The organism is Arthrobacter sp. Z4-13, from assembly GCF_054792705.1.
This window is the reverse complement of the sequence record NZ_CP096459.1, coordinates 1269985-1289126: the sequence shown is the minus strand read 5'-3', so window position 1 is coordinate 1289126 and position 19142 is coordinate 1269985. Positions and strand designations below refer to the sequence as shown.

Annotated in this window: 19 protein-coding genes and 1 tRNA gene; 6 read left to right on the top strand and 14 right to left on the bottom strand. The window is 64.5% G+C overall.

Going from position 1 to position 19142, the window contains the following annotated elements; all coding sequences use genetic code 11:
• Positions 1–75 precede the first annotated feature (75 nt).
• The gene (locus M1E07_RS07725) at positions 76–1692 is read right to left on the bottom strand and encodes a solute symporter family protein (protein WP_461189663.1); all 1617 of its coding nucleotides are present in this window, start codon (positions 1690–1692) and stop codon (positions 76–78) included.
• Positions 1689–2069, bottom strand: coding sequence for a DUF485 domain-containing protein (locus tag M1E07_RS07720; RefSeq protein WP_461189662.1), 381 nt, complete (start codon positions 2067–2069; stop codon positions 1689–1691). The genes M1E07_RS07725 and M1E07_RS07720 overlap by 4 nt, the downstream gene beginning before the upstream one ends.
• Before the next feature lie 181 nt (positions 2070–2250).
• Between M1E07_RS07720 and M1E07_RS07715 the strand changes: the two genes are divergently transcribed.
• From M1E07_RS07715 to M1E07_RS07700, 4 genes are read left to right on the top strand one after another with little or no spacing between them, the layout of a single operon-like run.
• Positions 2251–3459: a sensor histidine kinase gene (locus M1E07_RS07715; RefSeq protein WP_461190351.1), complete on the top strand. Its 1209-nt coding sequence runs from the start codon at positions 2251–2253 to the stop codon at positions 3457–3459.
• Positions 3460–3493: 34 nt separating this feature from the next.
• The gene (locus M1E07_RS07710; RefSeq protein WP_461189661.1) at positions 3494–4210 is read left to right on the top strand and encodes a LytR/AlgR family response regulator transcription factor; all 717 of its coding nucleotides are present in this window, start codon (positions 3494–3496) and stop codon (positions 4208–4210) included.
• Positions 4207–4557, top strand: coding sequence for a DUF485 domain-containing protein (locus tag M1E07_RS07705; RefSeq protein ID WP_461189660.1), 351 nt, complete (start codon positions 4207–4209; stop codon positions 4555–4557). Before M1E07_RS07710 ends, M1E07_RS07705 begins: the two co-directional genes overlap by 4 nt.
• 7 nt (positions 4558–4564) lie before the next feature.
• Positions 4565–6031, top strand: a complete 1467-nt coding sequence (locus M1E07_RS07700) for a sodium/solute symporter (RefSeq protein ID WP_461189659.1) — start codon at positions 4565–4567, stop codon at positions 6029–6031.
• 113 nt (positions 6032–6144) lie between these two features.
• Here the strand turns inward: M1E07_RS07700 and M1E07_RS07695 are convergent, their stop codons facing one another.
• The 6 genes from M1E07_RS07695 to rpsB all read right to left on the bottom strand — a co-directional run bounded on the left by M1E07_RS07695 (position 6145) and on the right by rpsB (position 11117).
• Positions 6145–6729, bottom strand: coding sequence for a DivIVA domain-containing protein (locus M1E07_RS07695; protein WP_461189658.1), 585 nt, complete (start codon positions 6727–6729; stop codon positions 6145–6147).
• A gap of 80 nt (positions 6730–6809) precedes the next feature.
• Positions 6810–7733: a phosphatidate cytidylyltransferase gene (locus M1E07_RS07690; RefSeq protein ID WP_461189657.1), complete on the bottom strand. Its 924-nt coding sequence runs from the start codon at positions 7731–7733 to the stop codon at positions 6810–6812.
• Positions 7733–8290 carry a ribosome recycling factor gene (gene frr / locus M1E07_RS07685; RefSeq protein ID WP_461189656.1) on the bottom strand — a complete coding sequence of 186 codons (558 nt, stop codon included), beginning with the start codon at positions 8288–8290 and terminating at the stop codon, positions 7733–7735. Before frr ends, M1E07_RS07690 begins: the two co-directional genes overlap by 1 nt.
• Positions 8291–8419: 129 nt before the next feature.
• Positions 8420–9157, bottom strand: coding sequence for a UMP kinase (gene pyrH, locus M1E07_RS07680; protein ID WP_461189655.1), 738 nt, complete (start codon positions 9155–9157; stop codon positions 8420–8422).
• 138 nt (positions 9158–9295) lie between these two features.
• Entirely contained in the window at positions 9296–10132 is an 837-nt protein-coding gene (tsf, locus tag M1E07_RS07675; protein ID WP_461189654.1) for a translation elongation factor Ts, read from the bottom strand.
• A gap of 127 nt (positions 10133–10259) precedes the next feature.
• Positions 10260–11117 (bottom strand): 30S ribosomal protein S2, encoded by an 858-nt coding sequence (gene rpsB, locus M1E07_RS07670; RefSeq protein ID WP_461189653.1) that lies wholly within the window; start codon positions 11115–11117, stop codon positions 10260–10262.
• Positions 11118–11550: 433 nt separating this feature from the next.
• Between rpsB and M1E07_RS07665 the strand changes: the two genes are divergently transcribed.
• The gene (locus M1E07_RS07665) at positions 11551–12078 is read left to right on the top strand and encodes a murein hydrolase activator EnvC family protein (protein WP_461189652.1); all 528 of its coding nucleotides are present in this window, start codon (positions 11551–11553) and stop codon (positions 12076–12078) included.
• Positions 12079–12157: 79 nt separating this feature from the next.
• Here M1E07_RS07665 and M1E07_RS07660 read toward each other — a convergent pair whose 3' ends face one another.
• The 6 genes from M1E07_RS07660 to M1E07_RS07635 form a co-directional block, all read right to left on the bottom strand.
• Entirely contained in the window at positions 12158–13348 is a 1191-nt protein-coding gene (locus M1E07_RS07660; protein WP_461189651.1) for an acyl-CoA dehydrogenase family protein, read from the bottom strand.
• 461 nt (positions 13349–13809) lie between these two features.
• Positions 13810–13883, bottom strand: a tRNA-Ile gene (locus M1E07_RS07655).
• A gap of 74 nt (positions 13884–13957) precedes the next feature.
• A complete protein-coding gene (locus tag M1E07_RS07650; RefSeq protein WP_461189650.1) occupies positions 13958–15154 on the bottom strand; it encodes a glycosyltransferase in 1197 nt (398 codons plus the stop codon).
• 96 nt (positions 15155–15250) lie between these two features.
• On the bottom strand, positions 15251–16159 hold the full coding sequence (locus M1E07_RS07645) for a DMT family transporter (RefSeq protein ID WP_461189649.1): 909 nt from the start codon (positions 16157–16159) through the stop codon (positions 15251–15253).
• Entirely contained in the window at positions 16159–16782 is a 624-nt protein-coding gene (locus M1E07_RS07640) for a CDP-alcohol phosphatidyltransferase family protein (protein WP_461189648.1), read from the bottom strand. The genes M1E07_RS07645 and M1E07_RS07640 overlap by 1 nt, the downstream gene beginning before the upstream one ends.
• Positions 16783–16882: 100 nt before the next feature.
• Positions 16883–17737, bottom strand: coding sequence for a phage holin family protein (locus tag M1E07_RS07635; RefSeq protein ID WP_461189647.1), 855 nt, complete (start codon positions 17735–17737; stop codon positions 16883–16885).
• Positions 17738–17914: 177 nt separating this feature from the next.
• Here M1E07_RS07635 and M1E07_RS07630 point away from each other — a divergent pair, with 177 nt between their 5' ends.
• Positions 17915–19138 (top strand): multidrug effflux MFS transporter, encoded by a 1224-nt coding sequence (locus M1E07_RS07630; protein ID WP_461189646.1) that lies wholly within the window; start codon positions 17915–17917, stop codon positions 19136–19138.
• The last annotated feature ends 4 nt before the right edge of the window (positions 19139–19142 follow it).

Sequence of the window (19142 nt, the reverse complement as noted above, 5' to 3'; positions counted from 1 at the left end):
AGAGCCTCCGCGCCAACGTGACCATGTCACAGCGCGAAGGCTCTTTCTGTTTGGCGAATACTTACATCGCAGGGGTCAGTGGTTGACTGCCTTCTCTGCCCCGACCCCGGTGAGGGACCGGACTTCCATCTCGGCCTGCTTGGCCGAATCCTCGCGCCTCTTGTCCAGGACCGTTCCGAGCCAGCCGAGGAAGAACGCCAGCGGTATGGACACGATGCCCGGGTTGCTCAGCGGGAAGAGCGCGAAGTTTGCGTCCTTGATCATCGAGGTTGCGCCGCCGGAAACCACCGGCGAGAAGATGATCAGGACAATCGCGGCGCCAAGCCCGCCGTACATGCTCCAAACTGCGCCCTGCGTGGTGAACTTCCGCCAGAACAGGGAGTAGACGATCGTGGGCAGGTTGGCGGACGCGGCGACAGCGAATGCCAGCGCCACAAGGAACGCCACGTTCTGCCCGTTGGCGAGGATACCGCCCAGGATGGCCAGGACACCGATGACCACCACGGTTCGCCGGGCCACCTTAACCTCAGTGTCGGCATCGGCCTTGCCCTTGGAGATGACGCTGGCGTAGATGTCGTGGGCGAAGGACGCGGCGGCGGTGATGGTCAGGCCGGCCACGACGGCGAGGATGGTGGCGAAGGCCACCGCCGAGATGAAGCCCAGCAGCAGCGGTCCGCCCAGGTAGAAGGCAAGCAGCGGGGCTGCCGAATTCACGCCGCCAGGTGCCGTCCGGATGGTTTCCGGACCAACGAGTGCAGCAGCGCCGTACCCGAGTACCAGCGTGAAGAGGTAGAAGAGCCCGATCAGCCAGATGGCCCACACCACGGATTTGCGGGCCTCCTTGGCGGTTGGGACGGTGTAGAAGCGCATGAGCACGTGGGGCAGTGCCGCGGTGCCAAGGACGAGTGCGAGGGCCAGGGACATAAAGTCCAGCTTGGAGGTCTCGGTCTTGCCGTACTGCAGGCCCGGGTTCAGGACGGCCGGGTTGTTGGCGGTTTCAACTGCTGCGCCCAGGAGGCTGGACAGATTGAAGCCGTAGATGGCCAGGACCCAGACGGTCATCACGGCAGCACCGGCTATCAGCAGGATGGCCTTGATGATTTGGACCCAAGTGGTGCCCTTCATGCCGCCGATCAGGACGTACATGATCATCAGGCCGCCGACGACGATGATCACCAGGGCCTGTCCGCCCCAGTCGCTGATGCCCAGGAGCAGGGAAACAAGGCTGCCGGCGCCTGCCATCTGGGCCAGGAGGTAGAAGAAGCACACGGCGAGGGTGGAGATGGCTGCCGCGATCCGGACAGGCCGCTGCTTCAGCCGGAAGGACAGGACATCGGCCATGGTGAACTTGCCGGTGTTGCGGAGCAGTTCCGCTACCAGGAGCAGTGCCACCAGCCACGCCACGAGGAACCCGATGGAATACATAAAACCGTCGTAGCCGTTAATGGCGATGGCGCCGGTGATGCCCAGGAACGACGCAGCCGAGAGGTAGTCCCCCGCGATGGCGGTGCCGTTTTGGGAGCCCGTGAAGGAACGTCCCGCCGCGTAGTAGTCGGCGGCTGTCTTGTTGTTCCTGCTGGCGCGGAGCACGATGACCATGGTCACGGCCACGAAGAGGCCGAAAATGCCCATGTTCAGCAAAGTGGTTTCCTGAAGCGCCGCAACATCCACCGCAGCTGCAATGTTTATCATTTGTTGGTTCCGCCCACTCGGTTGCCCTGCTTATCGAATTCGTGCCCCTCAATCTCGTCCCGGATCTCGGCAGCGATGGGGTCCAGCCGCTTGTTGGAGTAGCTGACGTACCAGCTGGTGATCGCAAACGTCGAGACGAACTGGAGCAGGCCGAGGATCAGGCCAACGTTGATGTTGCCCCAGACCTTGGTGGACATAAAGGCCACCGCGTAGTCCGCGAGCAGGACGTAAGCGAAGTACCACAGCAGGAATGCAACTGCCATGGGAAAGACAAAGCTGCGGTGACGCTTGCGCAGTTCCTGGAACTGCCCGGTCGACTGGACCTGTTCAAAGTCCACGGACGCCGCTGCGTCCGGAGTGTGGGCATCGTTACCCATCGTTCCTCCTCATTGAGACTTGCCTTGCACACACCCAGCCGCAAATCCCGTCAGGGGTACCGCGAGTGTGACTGCAATCACTCTGCTGGCCACCGGCGGCACATACCAGACCCGGCAGGCCCGCGGTCGCTCAACGGTCGCGATGCTGCGACAAACGGCACCCGCCATTACGCTGGGCACCATGCCGGACTCCCCCCTCCTTACCGCCGCGGCTGTGGCGGTGATCGCCATGGCCATCGCCGTCGTCGTCGGCATCGGGCTGAAGGTGCTGCGCTCGTTCCGGGACCTCGGCACGGACGCCGAACGCGCCACCTACCACACGCTGCATGCGGCATCCCAGGCCGGCCAGCATCTGCGGCGCGGCCTGAACCCCACGGGCGCGGCGAAAGCCAGCCGTCAGCTGCGCGCGCTGCTGGGCTGTGATGCGCTGGCCATCACTGACACCACCGGGGTGCTGGCCTGGGACGGCGCAGCCGAGGAACTCAAGCCGCAGTTGATGGGGCTTGCCGAAGGGGTGCTGGCGGGCGGAAGGACGGCGGTGCTGCCAGCCGGCCACCCCACAGGGCAGGGCGGTGCCCAGAGAAGCGGTACGGGCGGGCCGCTCGCCGCGGTGATCGCTCCCGTGCGGGCCGGAACCCGCGTGGTGGGTGCCGTCGCCGCCTTCGCTCCGTCAGCCGGTGCGGGCCTGGTCCGCGCCACCGCCGAGGTGGCCGACTGGGTTGCCGTCCAGGTGGAACTTGCGGAGCTGGACGCATCAAGGACGCTGCTGATGGAGGCCGAGGTACGTGCCCTGCGCGCCCAAATCAGCCCGCACTTCATCTACAACTCGCTGAACGCCATCGCGTCCTTCATCAACACCGATCCCGCCCGCGCCCGGGAGCTGGTGGTGGAGTTTGCCGATTTCACCCGCTATTCCTTCCGCCGGCACGGCGACTTCACAACGCTCGCCGAGGAGCTTCGCTGCATCGACCGCTACCTCCTCCTGGAGCGGGCGCGGTTCGGCGAACGCGTGCAGGTCAGCCTGCGGGTGGCGCCGGAGGTCCTAAGTACCGTCATCCCCTTCCTCAGCCTGCAACCGCTGGTGGAAAATGCCGTTCGGCACGGGCTGGAGGCCAAGGAAGGGCCTGGGCACATCAGCATCAGCGCAAACGACGCGGGCGCGTTCGCCGAGGTGACGATTGAGGACGACGGCGTGGGCATGGACCCTGCGCAGCTCCAGTCCATGCTTGCCGGCCATACCGACGGCGAGCACGTGGGCCTGCGGAACGTGGACGCCCGCCTCCGCCAGGTCTACGGCAACGACCACGGGCTGGTCATCGACACCGCGCCCGGGGAGGGAACGCTGATCACTATGCGGGTACCGAAGTCCCAGCCGGGCCACGACGCGTGAACCTGCCGGTCCCACCGGAAAGTACCCTAGGAACATGATTAACGTCCTCGTTGTCGACGACGAACTGCCCGCCGTCGAGGAACTGGCTTTCCTCCTGGGGCGGGACGATCGCATCGGCACCGTCCTCCGCGCCACCTCCGGCACCGAGGCCCTTCGGGCCCTGGCAGCCGGCCCGGTTGACGCCGTCTTCCTCGACATCCATATGCCGGCGGTCTCCGGGCTGGATATTGCCCGCGCCATCTCTGCCGGCAGGAATCCCCCCGCAGTTGTTTTTGTGACCGCGGACGAGGACCACGCACTGAAGGCGTTCGAGCTCGCCGCCGTGGACTATCTGCTCAAGCCGGTCCGCGCCGAACGTCTGGCGCGGTCCGTGGGGCGCATCAGTGAACTGCGCGACGGCGGTACGGCAGCGGAGATGATCACCGTTGACCAGGGCGGTACCACCAGGATGATCAGGCGTGATGATGTCACGTACGTTCAGGCCCAGGGCGACTACGCAAGGCTGCACACGGCAGATGCGAGCTACCTGATCAGGGTGCCGCTGGCCGACCTCGAGCAGCAGTGGGCGGACGCCGGCTTCATCCGGACGCACCGTTCCTACCTCGTTGCCCTGAAGCACGTAACGTCCATGAAGCTGGTTGCCGACGGCCCCAGCGTCACCGTTGCAGGCGCCGGCCTTCCCATCAGCCGGCGCCACCTGCCAACAGTGCGGGAAAAGCTGGGCGCCACGCGGATCAGGCCGCACGCATGAGCAGGGTACGCGTCACAGCGCCCCGCTCGGCAGCACTTCCTCCCCGGGACAGCCGGGAAGCGGCGCAGGACTCCGAGGTGGGGCAGGTGTTCGTCAGGTCGCTGATCCGGTCCCAGCTGCGGTTGGCGTTGGTGGTGGCTTCCGGTTTCCTGCTGATCCTTGGCGCTTTCCCGCTGCTGCTGGCCGTGGTGCCCGGACTGACGGAGACCCGCATTGCGGGGATCCCCTTTGACTGGCTTCTCCTGGGCGCAGGCATCTACCCCCTGATCGGACTCAGTGCCTGGCTTTACGTCCGGACCGCTGCGCGCAACGAGGCGCGGTACCGGGACCTGGCCAAGGACCAGTGACGGCACCATGAATCCAGGCGTGGCCATAGCCGCGCTCGCAGTGGTCTCCGTGGCGACTGCGCTGATCGGCTTCTACGGCCTCCGGATCTCGCGGACCACGGGTGATTTCTATGTTGCTTCCCGAACTGTGCGGCCCTGGTGGAATGCCTCGGCCATCGGCGGTGAGTACCTCTCCGCGGCAAGCTTCCTCGGCGTCGCCGGCCTCATCCTGCTGTCCGGGACGGACGCCTTATGGTTTCCGGTGGGCTACACCGCCGGGTACCTGATGCTTCTGCTGTTTGTTGCTGCGCCGCTGCGGCGCTCCGGCGCGTACACCATTCCTGATTTCACGGAGGCACGGCTGGATTCCCGGGCTGTCCGCAAGGTCACCAGCCTCGTGGTGGTGCTGGTGGGCTGGCTGTACATCGTGCCGCAGCTCCATGGAGCCGCTTTGACCATCCGGATCACTACAGGGCTGCCGTCCTGGGTGGGTTCCGTGGCTGTGGTGATAGTTGTGTGCCTGACGGTGGTTGCCGGCGGCATGCGTTCCATCACTTTCGTCCAGGCCTTCCAGTACTGGCTCAAGCTCACAGCCCTGGCGGTTCCCATCCTGTTCATCATTTTTATGCTCGCCGGAAGCGGGACTCCTGCCCTGGCTCCGCCTGCCGTGAACCCCACGAACCTCGCCCCCGCCGGGATGTACCAGAACGTGTCGCTGCTGGTGGCACTCCTCTTCGGCACCCTCGGACTGCCGCACGTGCTGGTCCGCTTCTACACCAACCCGGACGGGCACTCGGCTCGGCGGACCACACTGATCGTCCTGGGCCTGCTGTCCGTGTTCTACCTGTTCCCCACGGCCTACGGACTGGTGGGCCGGATGTTCGCGCCAGGCCTCGCCCGGGCCAACCAGGCCGATGCCCTGGTGCTGCTGCTCCCCGGCGAACTGGTGGGCGGCGCCGCCGGCGACCTGCTGTCAGCCTTTGTGGTGGCCGGCGCCTTTGCCGCCTTCCTGTCCACCACGTCGGGGCTGGTGGTGTCCCTGGCCGGCGTCATCAGCCAGGATGTCCTGGGCGCCGGCGTGGGCGGCTTCCGGCTGGCGGCAGTGATCTCGATCGTGGTGCCCTTGGGTTTCGCCTTCATGACGGACTCACTGGCACTTGCCGGCAGCGTGGGCCTGGTTTTCGCCTTCACCGCCTCCACGGTCTGCCCGGTGCTCCTGCTGGGCATCTGGTGGCGGGGGCTTACCGACGCCGGCGCAATCGCCGGCATGTTGACAGGCGGGGTACTGTGCGGCGGAGCGATGATCGCGGGCTCCGTGGCGGGCTCGCCCAACCTCCCGCCCTGGCTGGCGCAACCGGCAGCCTGGACAGTGCCGGCCGCCTTCGCCGTGATGGTGGTCGTTTCGCGGGCAACTGCTTACAGGGTCCCCAGGACGATGTCCCGGGTCATGACCCGGCTCCACACCCCGGAGAGGCCGCTGGCCACCGAAAGGTGATCCGGACTTTTTCTTCGGAAACCGGAGCAACCCGGTTACCGGACGTACAGGGATATTTGGAGAAGGTACGAGCCGCTCTCGCCCACCCCGCCGGTGGGAGTTTGAACGCAGGGTCAGTCGATGGCCGCCATCAGTTCAACCACACGGTCCAGGAAGGCGTCCACCTGGGTTTCCTCGTACCCGTCACGGCCAACGGCGGGACGGAAAACTGCCCTGCGGACGTTGTCGACGCTGAGCGGCTTGTCCTGTTCGAGGTAGGCGACGAGTTCGTGGCACAGCCGGTCCACGTCAGCCGTGTTGTAGCTGCGGGCCTTCTTCTTCGCCGGCCGGCGGAAGCGGTCACCATCCGGGCGGTGCAGGCGGCCGCGGAGGATGCCGGACAGGTTGCCAATTTCGCGCAGCCACGCCTCCTCGCCACGGGCAGCAATCAGCTCGTCCCGCTCACGGCGGGCGAAGGCGTCTTCCAGGCGGTCCAGGGCTGCATCGACGACGGCGGCGGAGTAACCACCCTTGACGGGGTCAAAGGAAACTGCCCTGACATCAGCACTGGTGACGGGCTCCGCCGCCGTGGCAGGCGTTTCCAGTGACACGCGCGCCCGCTGCAGGAACTGGTCCACCTGTTTGGCGTTGTAGCCGTAATCGCTGCGCTGCACGCGCTCAAAGGACGCAGGGATCTGCCGATGAATGTCCAATGCCACTTTTGATTCCTTCGATGCTCTTCAAGCCGTACCGCTCCTGCACCAGTTTATGGGCGGCCGGGTCCGGCTGGGGTTGTGTTTCAGGCTCCGGAAACGAGGCCGTACAGGACAAAAGCCGCCGGGGCTGCAAAAACGATAGAGTCCAGCCGGTCCATGACGCCTCCGTGTCCCGGCAGGATGCTGCTCATGTCCTTGACGCCCAGTTCGCGTTTGACCATGGATTCGGCAAGGTCACCGGCTGTGGATGCCGCCACCAGTCCCACCGCCAGGACCACGCCTACCCACCAGGGCTTGTCCAGCAAAAAGACACTGGCCAGGATGCCGATCAGTATCGCCCCGCCGATGGATCCGGCAAATCCTTCCCAGGATTTCTTCGGGCTGATCTTGGGAGCCATCGGGTGTTTGCCGAGGGATGCGCCCACGAGGTAGCCGAAGGTGTCGTTGGACACTACAAGCAGCAGCATCACCACCACCTGCCACGCGCCGTCGGGAATTATTCCTCCCGGCCACAGCCCCACCGGAGTAGCCCCGCCCGACGCATGCAGTGGGAGCGCCGCGAAGCTGATGAAGAACGGCACCCAGCCCAAGGTGAAGACGCCGGCGAAGATGCTGTTGGCCGAGCCGGCAGCGCTCTCGATGGAACGCCACAGCAGCACGGCCACCGAACTCAGCAGCATGGCAAAAAGCAGGCTCTCGATCCCGCCGAAGTAGGCGGCGAAGGGCATCGCCACCGTGCCGGTCATCACCGGCACGACAGGCATCCTGGTCCCGTTCGCCTCCAGGGCACGGTAAATCTCCCACACCCCAAAGACGGCGAATGCGGTGGTGACCGCAACAAAACCAAGAGGCAGGAACAACAGCCCGCCCAGCACGGCGAAGAGCATGGCCAGGCCCACCGCCACCGCGGCCGGCAGGTTCCGCCCGGCCTTCGGCGTCGGGTTGGTCCTGGGCTGCTTCCCCCGTGTGCGCGCCCGTTGTGCCGGGGCCTGCTCTGCCTGGCCCATCAGACTTCGAGCAGCTCCGCTTCCTTGCGCTTGAGCAGCTCGTCGATGCCGTCCACGTGCGACTTGGTGAGGCCGTCCAGTTCCTTTTCGGCGCGGGTGCCCTCATCCTCACCGGCTTCGCCGTCCTTGACCAGCTTGTCCAAGGTTTCCTTGGCCTTGCGGCGGATGTTGCGGATGGAGACCTTGGCGTCCTCGCCCTTGGTCTTGACGATCTTGACGTATTCCTTGCGGCGTTCCTTGGTCAGCTCCGGAATGGTGATCCGGATGACGTTGCCGTCGTTGGACGGGTTGGCGCCGACCTCGGAATCGCTAAGCGCACGTTCGATGTCGCGCAAAGCCGTCTTGTCGAAGGGCGTGATGAGGATGGTACGGGCATCCGGAATGGCGAACGAGGCGAGCTGCTGCAGCGGTGTGGGTGAGCCGTAGTAGTCCACCAGGACCTTGTTGTAGAGGCCCGGATTGGCGCGACCGGTGCGGATGGAAGCGAAGTCTTCCTTGGCTACCTCAACGGCCTTGTCCATCTTTTCTTCGGCTTCGAGCAAGGTTTCTTCGATCACGGTCTCTCCTGAAGATTCTGGTGCAGTCCGGGGCACCGGGTCCATGCACAAACGTGGTTCTCTGTTACTGCTTCCGCCCCTGGCCGCGAAGGCAGGGGCGGAACTGTCCTGAAGACATCCTAGCCGTAGCTAGGCCGTGACCAGGGTGCCCAGCTTCTCGCCCAGGATGGCCCGGGTAACGTTGCCTTCACCCTCCATGCCAAAGACCACCATCGAAAGGTTGTTGTCCTTGCACATGGTCATCGCTGTCTGGTCCATTACGCGGATGTCGCGGCGGAGGGCGTCGTCATAGCTGAGGGTTTCGAGACGCTCGGCAGTGGGGTGCTTTTTCGGGTCAGCCGTGTAAACGGCGTCCACGCCGCTCTTGGCCATCAGGACGACGTCGGCATGGACCTCGAGTGCCCGCTGGGCGGCAACGGTGTCAGTGGAGAAGTACGGCAGTCCGGCACCCGCGCCGAAGATGACCACGCGGTCCTTTTCCATGTGCCGGATGGCGCGGCGGGGAATGTAGGCTTCGGCTACCTGTCCCATGGTGATGGCGCTCTGGACCCTGGTTTCGACGCCGGCCTGCTCGAGGAAATCCTGCAGCGCCAGGCAGTTCATCACCGTTCCAAGCATGCCCATGTAGTCGGCCCGTGAGCGGTCCATGCCGCTCTGGGAAAGTTCCGCGCCGCGGAAGAAGTTGCCGCCGCCTACCACGATGGCCACCTCCACCTGGGGGACGGCTGCGGCGATCTGCTTGGCGACATCCCGGACGGTCTCGGGGTCAACGCCCAGCTTCCCGCCGCCGAAGACCTCGCCGGAGAGCTTCAGGAGGACCCGGCGTCGACTTTTCTCTGGCTGGACTACAGTGTTGACGGCTTCCATGATGCCTTCCCGTTGGTGAACTCTGAAAAAAGGTTATCCTGCTGCGCGGCCAAAGGTCCCATTCGGGTTGTCCCATTCGGGGCGTCCCCGCGCATGCAAAAGGGGCGGCCACCGAAGTGGCCACCCCTTGCTGTTCGACTAGGAGCCGACGCGGAAACGCGTGAACGCGGTTCCCTTGACACCGGCCTCTTCGAGGACCTGCGCCACGGACTTCTTGGCGTCCTTCGCGAATGCCTGGTCAACCAGGACCTCACCCTTGTAGAAGCCCGTCACGCGGCCTTCCACGATCTTGGTGAGAGCGGCTTCGGGCTTGCCCTCGGCCTTTGCGGTCTCTTCGGCGATGCGGCGCTCGGACTCAACCAGGTCAGACGGAACGTCTTCGCGGGTCAGGTAGTTCGGGGCCATGGCAGCGATGTGGACTGCAACATCGTGGGCGGCGGTGGCAGCGGTTTCGCCTTCACCGTCAACAGCGAACAGCACGCCAACCTGGGCCGGGAGGTCCTTGGAGGTCTTGTGCAGGTAAGCGTCAACCGTTGCGCCCTCGACGCGGGAGACGCGGCGGACAACAACCTTTTCGCCCAGGACAGCGCCTTCTTCGACGACGACCTCGGAGAGGGGCTTGCCGTCAACTTCGGTGGCCAGCAGGGTCTCGAGGTCGGCTGCGCCGGACTCGACGGCTACTGCCAGGACCTTGTCAGCCAGCTGGATGAACTTGTCAGCCTTGGCCACGAAGTCGGTCTCGCAGTTGACCTCGATCATAACGCCGACGCCGTTGCTGACCTTGGCGGCCACCAGGCCTTCAGCGGTGGAGCGGCCCTCGCGCTTGGTAGCGCCCTTGAGGCCCTTGATGCGGATGATTTCGATGGCCTTCTCGGCGTCACCGTTGGCCTCGTCAAGAGCCTTCTTGACGTCCATCATGCCGGCGCCGGTGCGCTCGCGCAGGGCCTTGATGTCCGCGGCAGTGTAGTTCGCCATGTGAACCCCTCTGTCTAGAAATTTGTTGTGGTGTACGGACCGACAGGACAGCAGCCCACCTGGTGGGCCACCGTCCTGTCAGCAGCTCCCGCGCCGCAGGCGGCGCAGGAAAATCCGGATTAGGTTGTTACTTGGCGTCTTCGGCCGGAGCTTCGGCGGCGGGTGCCTCGGCAGCAGCCGGTGCTTCCTCAGCAGCAGGAGCAGCAGCTTCTTCTGCCTTGCTGCCTTCGAGGAGCTCGCGCTCCCACTCAGCCAGCGGCTCTTCCGGAGCTTCGGTGGTGCCGGTGCCGCGGTTGTTGCGGGCGATGAGGCCCTCGGCAACGGCGTCGGCAACAACGCGGGTCAGGAGGTTCACGGAGCGGATGGCGTCGTCGTTGCCCGGAATCGGGAAGTCGACTTCGTCAGGATCGCAGTTGGTGTCCAGGATGGCCACAACCGGGATGTTCAGCTTCTTGGCCTCGTCAACAGCGAGGTGCTCCTTCTTGGTGTCCACGATCCAGAGCACGGAGGGTGCCTTGGTGAGGTTGCGGATACCGCCGAGGTTGGACTCGAGCTTGGTGAGTTCACGCTTGAGGAGCAGCAGCTCCTTCTTGGTGTACGCGGAGCCGGCGACGTCGTCGAAGTCGATCTCTTCGAGTTCCTTCATGCGCTGGATGCGCTTGGCGACCGTCTGGAAGTTGGTCAGCATACCGCCGAGCCAACGCTGGTTCACGTACGGCTGGCCCACGCGGGTTGCCTGCTCGGCAATAGCTTCCTGGGCCTGCTTCTTGGTGCCGACGAAGAGAACGGTGCCGCCGTGTGCAACGGTGGCCTTCACGAACTCGTAGGCGCGGTCGATGTAGGACAGCGACTGCTGAAGGTCGATGATGTAGATGCCGTTGCGCTCGGTGAAGATGAAGCGCTTCATCTTCGGGTTCCAACGGCGGGTCTGGTGTCCAAAGTGGACGCCGCTGTCAAGCAGCTGGCGCATAGTTACGACGGGCATGCCGACGCTCCTTCCGGCAGGTCATTCATGAGAAAGCCCCAAGGCTTCTTACCCTGCCAATAGTTGACGGTTTATTAGCGTGGCCCGGGCGGGCCCTGCTCCTGGCATCCATCGCGCTTCTCATCAGCACCAGGGGTGCGGACCGCAAGAAGCATGATCCTCCACGGGAGGGCTGGATGCGCGTAGTCAGCTGCCGCTCCCCCACACTCCTGAATGAGACGTGCCGACGCCAACCCGGACAGGGGCATATACCGTTGGAAAAACCATTGGGATAGCCGCCGGACGGAAAGCGTTGAGGGCGCAGCAAACTGCTCCACCAAGTGTACTACAGGCGCCCACACCCGGAGGACAGGAACCTTGCCCGTGCCGGGCCTTATCCACATAGCACGGCCTACCCCTGCCGGCACATTTTCAGCCGGTACACACTGGGCAGATGAAACCTCCGGTGCTGCTGGCAGCCCTGCTCCTGCTGCCTGCTTCCCTTGCCCCCGCCGGGGAGACGCTGGACTTCAGTCCGGGGCCCGCTGCCGCGGAGGCAACACCCTCCTGGCGCTGGCCGGTTTCCCCGCGCCCGCCGGTACTTCGTGATTTTGATCCGCCGCCCAAGCCCTGGCTCAGCGGACACCGGGGCGTGGACCTGGGAACAGCGTCCGACGCCGTTCAGGTCACCTCGCCGGCGCCGGGAACCGTCAGCTTCGTGGGCGTAGTGGTGGACCGGCCGGTGATCACCATCGACCACGGCAACGGCCTCCGCAGCAGCTTTGAACCTGTTAACAGCACCTTGACCGCAGGCAGTGTGGTGGGCGCGGGCCAGGAAATCGGCACGGTTCTCGCGGGCCACTGCCGGGCGGCTTCCTGCGTCCACTGGGGTGTCCGGCGCGGCGAGGACTACGTGAATCCGCTGCAGTTCGTGATGGACCTGCGGCCATCCATCCTGCTGCCCCTCGGATCCCCGCCCTAGTACCTTTAACTGGCCGGCGGGACGGACCGGACCGGTGCATCAGGCGGCCGGGCCCACCGGCGCCCTTCCTGTCGATGGGTCAGACGATGGCGGAGATGCCGGTAATGGCGCGGCCGGTCACCAGGGTGTTGATTTCGTGCGTTCCCTCGTAGGAGTAGATCGCTTCGGCATCGGCGAAGATTTTGGCTATTTCAAAGTCGGTCACGATGCCGTTGCCGCCCAGGAGGCTCCGGCCAATGGCAACGCTTTCGCGCATCCTTGCGGTAGTGAAGGCCTTGGCCAGCGCGGACTGCTCGTCCTTCGCCTCACCGGCGTCCTCAAGCTGTGACAGCCGCACCATCATGCCCATTGAGCTAACAGCGTTACCCAGCATCTGCACCAGCTGGCTCTGGACCAGTTGAAAGGAGGCTAGAGGTCGGCCGAACTGGCGGCGCTCCACCGCGTAGCGCCGGGCTACATCGAACGCTGCCAATTGCTGGCCCACGGCCTGCCAGGCGACGCCGAGACGCGTGACTTTCAGGACCTTGTTCACGTCGCGGAAGCTGTTGGCGTGGGCGAGCTTGTAAAAGTCCGGAACCACCACGTTGTCCAGGCTGATGTCGGCATTCTGGACCGTCCGGAGTGCGATTTTGTTCTCGATCTTCACGGCGCTGAATCCCTCCAGCGTGGTGTCCACCAGGAAGCCCTTGACCTGGTTGTCCTGAAGGTCCCGCGCATAAATGACCACCCAGTCGGAGAAGGTGGCGTTTCCGATCCAGCGCTTGGCCCCGTTCAGGATCCACGAATCACCCTCGCGGCGCGCCGTGGTCCGCGTTCCGCCGGCGACGTCCGATCCGCCGAGGGGTTCCGTCAGGCCGAACGCCCCAATTGTCTTCAACGCGTAGATGTCGGGCAGCCAGGCGTCCTTTTGCTCCTGGGAGGCGAGGGCTTCGATGGAACCGGTAAAAAGTCCGTCATGGACGCCAATGAAGGTGGAGATGGACGCGTCCGCGCGCGTGACCTCTGCGTGGACCAGGCCGGCAAAGAGGTTGGAGTGGCCCTGCCTGCGGACCGGGCTCACCAGGTCGATGTCCGCCAGTTTAGGTATCAGGTCCATGGGAAATTCGCCGCGGTTCCAGAAGTCGACAGCGATGGGCCGGACCTCCCGGGCCAGGAATTCCCTGATCTCCGCCAGTCGGCCCTGCTCCTTTTCACTCAGCAACTGCTCGAAGGAATAGAAGTCGCCGTCAGGATAGGGCAGGTTGTTGAGGTCGGCGGCAGGAGTGGACATGTTTACCTCGCAGGATCAGCGGTGACCGGAGCTCTCCGGAAAAGAGCGCGGTAAGTTACTGCTCAGTAACATACCGCAGGTGTGCCGCTGAAGAAAGAAAACCGCGGCCGGCAGATGCACCGGCCTGGCGCTCCGAACGCCCCATCACCTCCTGCAACTATCCCCACAACGCCCCATCACCTCCTGCAACTATCCCTGCGCATCCCATTAGTCGCTGTACGGTTCGATGGCAGAGCCGCCGCGGGCAGCGTGATGGAGCGTTCACCAACACGTTGCGGAACGTGATGGAGCGTTCACCAATACGTTGCGGAACGTGATGGAGCGTTCACCAATACGTTGCGGAACGTGATGGAGCGTTCACAATACGTTGCGGAACGTGATGGAGCGTTCGGCCTCTGTGACCGAAAAAGAAAACCGCGGCCGGCAGATGCACCGGCCGCGGTTTCCGCGTTCGTGGGGGGTAGGGCTACTCGGACTTGAACCGAGGACCTTAGGATTATGAGTCCCGCGCTCTAACCAGCTGAGCTATAGCCCCAGATGCCTTGGCTGGTCTCCGCAAAAGGGATGTGCCGGCCGGGCAAAATCACTCTAGCAAACCCCGGAAAGCCTTCAGACCACTTTGTCCTCGAAGCGCGCTCCCCGGTACAGGTCCTCGAAGGTCTGCAGCGTGCCTTCGATGCTGTGGGGTTCCACCATCTGCCGGCTGACCTGGCCCATGGCGGCACGCTGGTCTGCCGGCAGTTCAAGGATCATGGTGATTTTCTTGGCAAGGTCATCACTGTCGTTCGGCGTAAACAGGTACCCGTTTTCGCCGTCGCGCACCAGGTGCGGCAAAGCCATGGCATCCGCCAGCACAACGGGCGTCGAAGCGGACATCGCCTCCAGGGTGACCAGGGACTGCAGCTCCGCTGTCCCTGGCATGCAAAAGAGATCGGCCTTGATGTAGGTCTTACGCAGGTCCTCGTCGCTGGCCAGGCCCAGGAACTTCACCCGGTCCCCCAGCCCGAGCCGATGGACGAGGTTTTCGAGGGAGGAACGGACTTCGCCGCCACCCACGATTTCCAGGTGCACGTTCAGCTCACGCGGCGTCTTACTGACGGCTTCGATCAGCACATCCACATGCTTTTCTTCGGCGAGGCGACCAGCGAACATCACGGTGGGGTGGGCGTGCGGTTCGATGTGCTCGCCCGGCTGGACTTCGTAAGCGGCCGAGTCGATGCCGTTGGAGAGCGGAAGGACCTTGCGGAGGAAAGCGTGTTGGTGCATTGCTCTGGCCGCCAGCGGGGTAGGTGTGGTGACCACGTCAGCCCGCCCCATGACCTTGCCCATGTCCTTCCAGGAAATCCGCCCGATGATGTTCTTGAACCATTGCGGAAAAGGCAGGAACGGGTTGAGGTTTTCCGGCATGAAGTGGTTGGTGGCGACGATCCGGATGCCCCGCCTGTCGGCCTCGTACAGGACGTGCTCGCCAATCATGTAGTGGCTTTGGATGTGCACTACATCGGGCTTGACGCGGTCAAAGAGGAGGCTGATTTCCTTTTTGATTTCCCAGGGCAAGCAGATCCGGAAGTACTCATGGGTGGGGACGCCGTGCGAGCGGAGGCGGTGCACTGTTGCTTCTGAGCGGAACTCGGTGAAGCTCTTCCCGTTGTCCGCACGGCAGGCCAGCACATGCACGTTATGGCCCCGGCCTGTCATGCCCTTGGCCAGCCGGTAGCCGAACTGGGCTGCCCCGTTGATGTGGGGCGGGTAGGTGTCCGCGGCGATCAGGACGGTCAGGGGTTGCTGGTCTGCGGGCGTGGTCACGTGGAGTGCTCCTGATGGTCACGGTGCGGACAGCTGGCACTGGCAGCACGGTTGGCCGCCGGCTGGCGCCGGGGCCTCGTGTAGATGCTGGGCGGACTAGTGGGACGGCCTGCCCGCGGCCTTCCTTGCGTCTTTTTTGCGCTTGGTGACCTCGGGATGGTGCCGTGAAAGGGCGATTACCCCCACGATAGCAAGGGATGCGGCGGTTCCCATGGCAATGGCCATCACGGCGTGGACATCGGGGCGGAGTTCACCAAGGATGACAATCCCAATGGCGATGCCCACGATGGGGTCGATCACGGTGAGGCCCGCGATCACCAGATCGGGCGGGCCGGTGGAATAGGCGCTCTGGACAAACCAGGATCCCAGGCCGCCTGCGGCGATGATGGCCAGCACGGAATACCACTGCACGTTCAGGAGGAACAGTCCGTTGGGATCAAGCAGGTGCTTGCCGATGATCCGGGTCAGCACGGCCACAAAACCGAAGAGGACGCCGGCGCCGAGGATATAGACGAACGCGTTCATCCGGTGCTTGAACATCACCGCCAGGGTGCCGAAGAGCCCCACCGCGAGGGCAAGCAGCAGCACGATGGTGAGTTCGGCGTCGAGGCTCACGTGGTGGTTTTCCTGGGTCACGTTGACTGCCAGGAGAACAAAGAGTGCCGAGCCGGCCACGCAGGCGGAGATGGCCACGACGGTGGCGCGGTTGATGGTGAGGTCCTGGTCCCGCGCGTTGACGACGGTGGTGATGACCAGGGCGATCGCTCCAATGGGCTGGACCACGGTGAGCGGGGCGGACACGAGTGCCACCGCGTTCATGGCCATCCCCGCGCAGAGCAGGAGGAGGCCGAATACCCAGCGCGGGTTCCGGAGGAGGCGGAGGAATCCGTTGGAGCTCAGCGCCAGGCCCCCGGTATCGGCTTTCACAGCGCTCCCCTGGCGCTGGGCGCCCAAGGCCAGGCAGAAGGCGCCAAGCACCGCAAGCGCAACCGCCATCCACACCATCAGGAGGCTCCGCCGTCGTGGTCCTGCTGCATTCTGCCTTTGCGCAGGATGGCCCAGAAGTAGTTGTAGGCGGCAATCCAGTGGCCAATGAGGCCAAGGCCCAGGACGATCCACGCGGCGACGAGCAGCCCGTCGGAGAACGCGGTGTCCAGCCGGGAGAGGACCAGCAACGGCGTGCCCAGGAGCAGCAGGCCTGTGCGCACCTTGCCCACCGCGCTGACGGGAAGGTCCGGGTGGCCACCGAAGAAGGACAGCGTGAGGACCAGCAGCACGGCGTCCGGGATCAAAAGCGCGGCCAGATACAGCCAGTGCACGACGCCGGCAATCACCAAGGTGACGGCGACGGCGATCAGCGCCAGCCTGTCGGCGATGGGATCCAGGACCCGGCCGAGCTTCGAGGCCTGGTCGAAACGCCGCGCAACGTACCCATCAATCCAGTCAGTGCAGCCCATCACGGCCAGGACCACTACAGCGGCGCCGTATTCCTTCTGGCCGAGAACCAGCCAGATGAAGAGCGGGACCCCCATAAAACGCACAACGGTGAGCAGGTTGGGGATGGTTACTATGCGGTCGTGATCCACTTGGGGGCGCCCGGGACGGGAGCCGGCACCGATGAACTTCATCCCGCCCCTTCCTTCCTGCTGCCCTGCGGCGCGGCTATAGATTCCTGCCTGCGGAGCTGCCGTGCGCTGCCCGACGGCAGCTCCGTTGAAAGAGCCGGTCCTAGTAGGTCCGGAGGAGCTTGCGGACCAGGACGACGAACACGGCGCCGGCAGCCGCGAAGGCAGTCAGCGGCTTCCACCGGTTGCCCAGGCCGCCGGCGGATTCTGAGAGAGCTGCAAGCCGGTGCCCGGCAAGGTCTTTGCCCCGCCCGGCGAGAACCTGTCCCTGGTGGAGTTTGCCCTGCGCGGCAGCCAGCAGGAGCTGAGCCTGGGTTTTCACGTCGAGCTCTTCACCGAGGTCGTCGCGGACCTCGGTGAGGTGGTGGCGGCGCTGGTTCAGGCGGCGGACAAGGTCCGGCTCGGAGGCCTGCGGGAACTCCTTGTGGTGCTCTGCTGCCTTGGCTTCCTTCTCTGCCTTGGCCTTGGCGTCGGCCTCTGCCTTGGCTGCCTTGGCCGCTTTGGCTTCGGGGCTCTGCGGATCGAGGATCGCCGGGTTGTAGGCGGAGCCCTCCTTCGCGATGCCAATGTCGTGCTTGATGCCGCGGATGGTTTCCTCAGGCAGGAGGGGCATCGCCTTCTTGAATTTGCGCATGCCGATCAGGCCGCCAATAAGTGCTATCAGCAGGAATGCCGCAGAGACCAGCAGGGCGGCCAGCCACGCGGGCATGATGGTGGCAAGGCCCATGATGGCGGCAACGATCAGGCCAACCACCAGGAAGAGCAGGAAGACGAGGGCCACTGCGAGGAAGGCTGCGGCAACTCCGACCTGAATGCCCTTGCGCTTGAGCTCCATTTTCGCGAAAGCGACTTCGTCATTCAGCTGGCGGGGCGCCAACCGGAAAAGGAGTTTAAGCGTCCTGGGCAGCGCAGCGATGCGCAATCCCGGGCTGGTCCGCCCGCTGTGACGTCCGCTCATCGGTTCCGCCTTACTGTTTCATGGCCGATTCGGCTTCCATGTGCTGCGGGAAAGTGCAGCTGCACAGTCCCCGGCACCAAAACTATCATTCAGCTGAATAACGGACCCCGGGGCTTGCCGGGCGACGCGGCCTACAACGCTGCAGAATTCCCCCGCCCGGCCCTAGGATTAATCTCCGTGACCATACCCAGCAATCCGGGCGACCTGTTGAGCCGACGCCGGAAACTTTTGTACATCCTTCTCCTCGGCGCCCTGACGGCCTTGGGTCCGTTCACGATCGACCTTTACCTTCCCGCCTTCCCCGCGCTGGAGGCCAGCCTGGGCGTGACCGAGGCCCAGGTCCAGCTGACCCTCGCCGGGACTACGGTGGGCTTCGCCATCGGCCAGCTGGTGGTGGGCCCTTTCAGCGACAGGTTCGGCCGCCGGACCCCGCTGATCCTGGCCACAGCCCTTCACATTGCAGCCTCGCTGGGCGCAGCCCTGTCCACAGACATCACCACCCTCGGCATTTTCCGCGTCCTCATGGGTGTGGGTGCGGCCGGCGGCGGCGTGGTAGCCATGGCCATGGTGCGCGACCTGTTCTCCGGCTACGCCATGGTCAAGATGTTTTCCCGCATGTCCTTGGTCAACGGGCTGGCACCGATCCTGGCTCCGGTGATCGGTTCACAGCTGCTCCTGGTGATGCCGTGGCCGGGGATTTTTGTGTTCCTTGCCGCCTACGGCACGCTGGTCATCGTTGCCGCCCTGTTCCTGGTACGCGAGACGCTGCCGCCGGAAAAGCGCCGGCAGAGCGGCATGACTGTCCGCCAGCGCTACCGGATCCTCCTTAGCGACCGGGTTTTTGTTGGGCTGCTGATGGTGGCCGGCCTGAACTTCGGCGGCCTGTTCACCTACCTTTCGGCCTCCCCCTTCCTGTTCCAGGACGTGTTCGGTTTTTCCGCCCAGGAGTACGGCCTGCTTTTCGGCATCAATTCGCTGGGCATCGTGGCCGGCATCCAGACGAGTTCACGCCTCATCCGACGCGTTCCGCCGCAGTGGATCCTTGCCGGCGCCACGGCCTGGATGTTTGTGATGGCCATGCTGATCGTGGTGTTCGACCAACTGGGGTTCGGCCTCTGGGGCGTGATGGTCCCGCTGTGGTTTTACATCATGGGCACGGGCTTTATGTTCCCCTGCGTGCAGGTGCTCGCCCTTGCCAGCCACGCCGAACAAGCTGGCACCGCTGCTTCCCTGCTGGGTTTCGCGACCTTCATGATGGCCGGACTCATCTCCCCGGTGGTGGGCTGGCTGGGTATCACCAGCGCCGCTCCGATGGGCGCCGTACAGGGAGCCTGCATTCTTCTGGCCATCGCCGCCCTCTGGCTGGTGGTGCGGCCGCGCACCGTCCCGTCGATCCACTGACGCC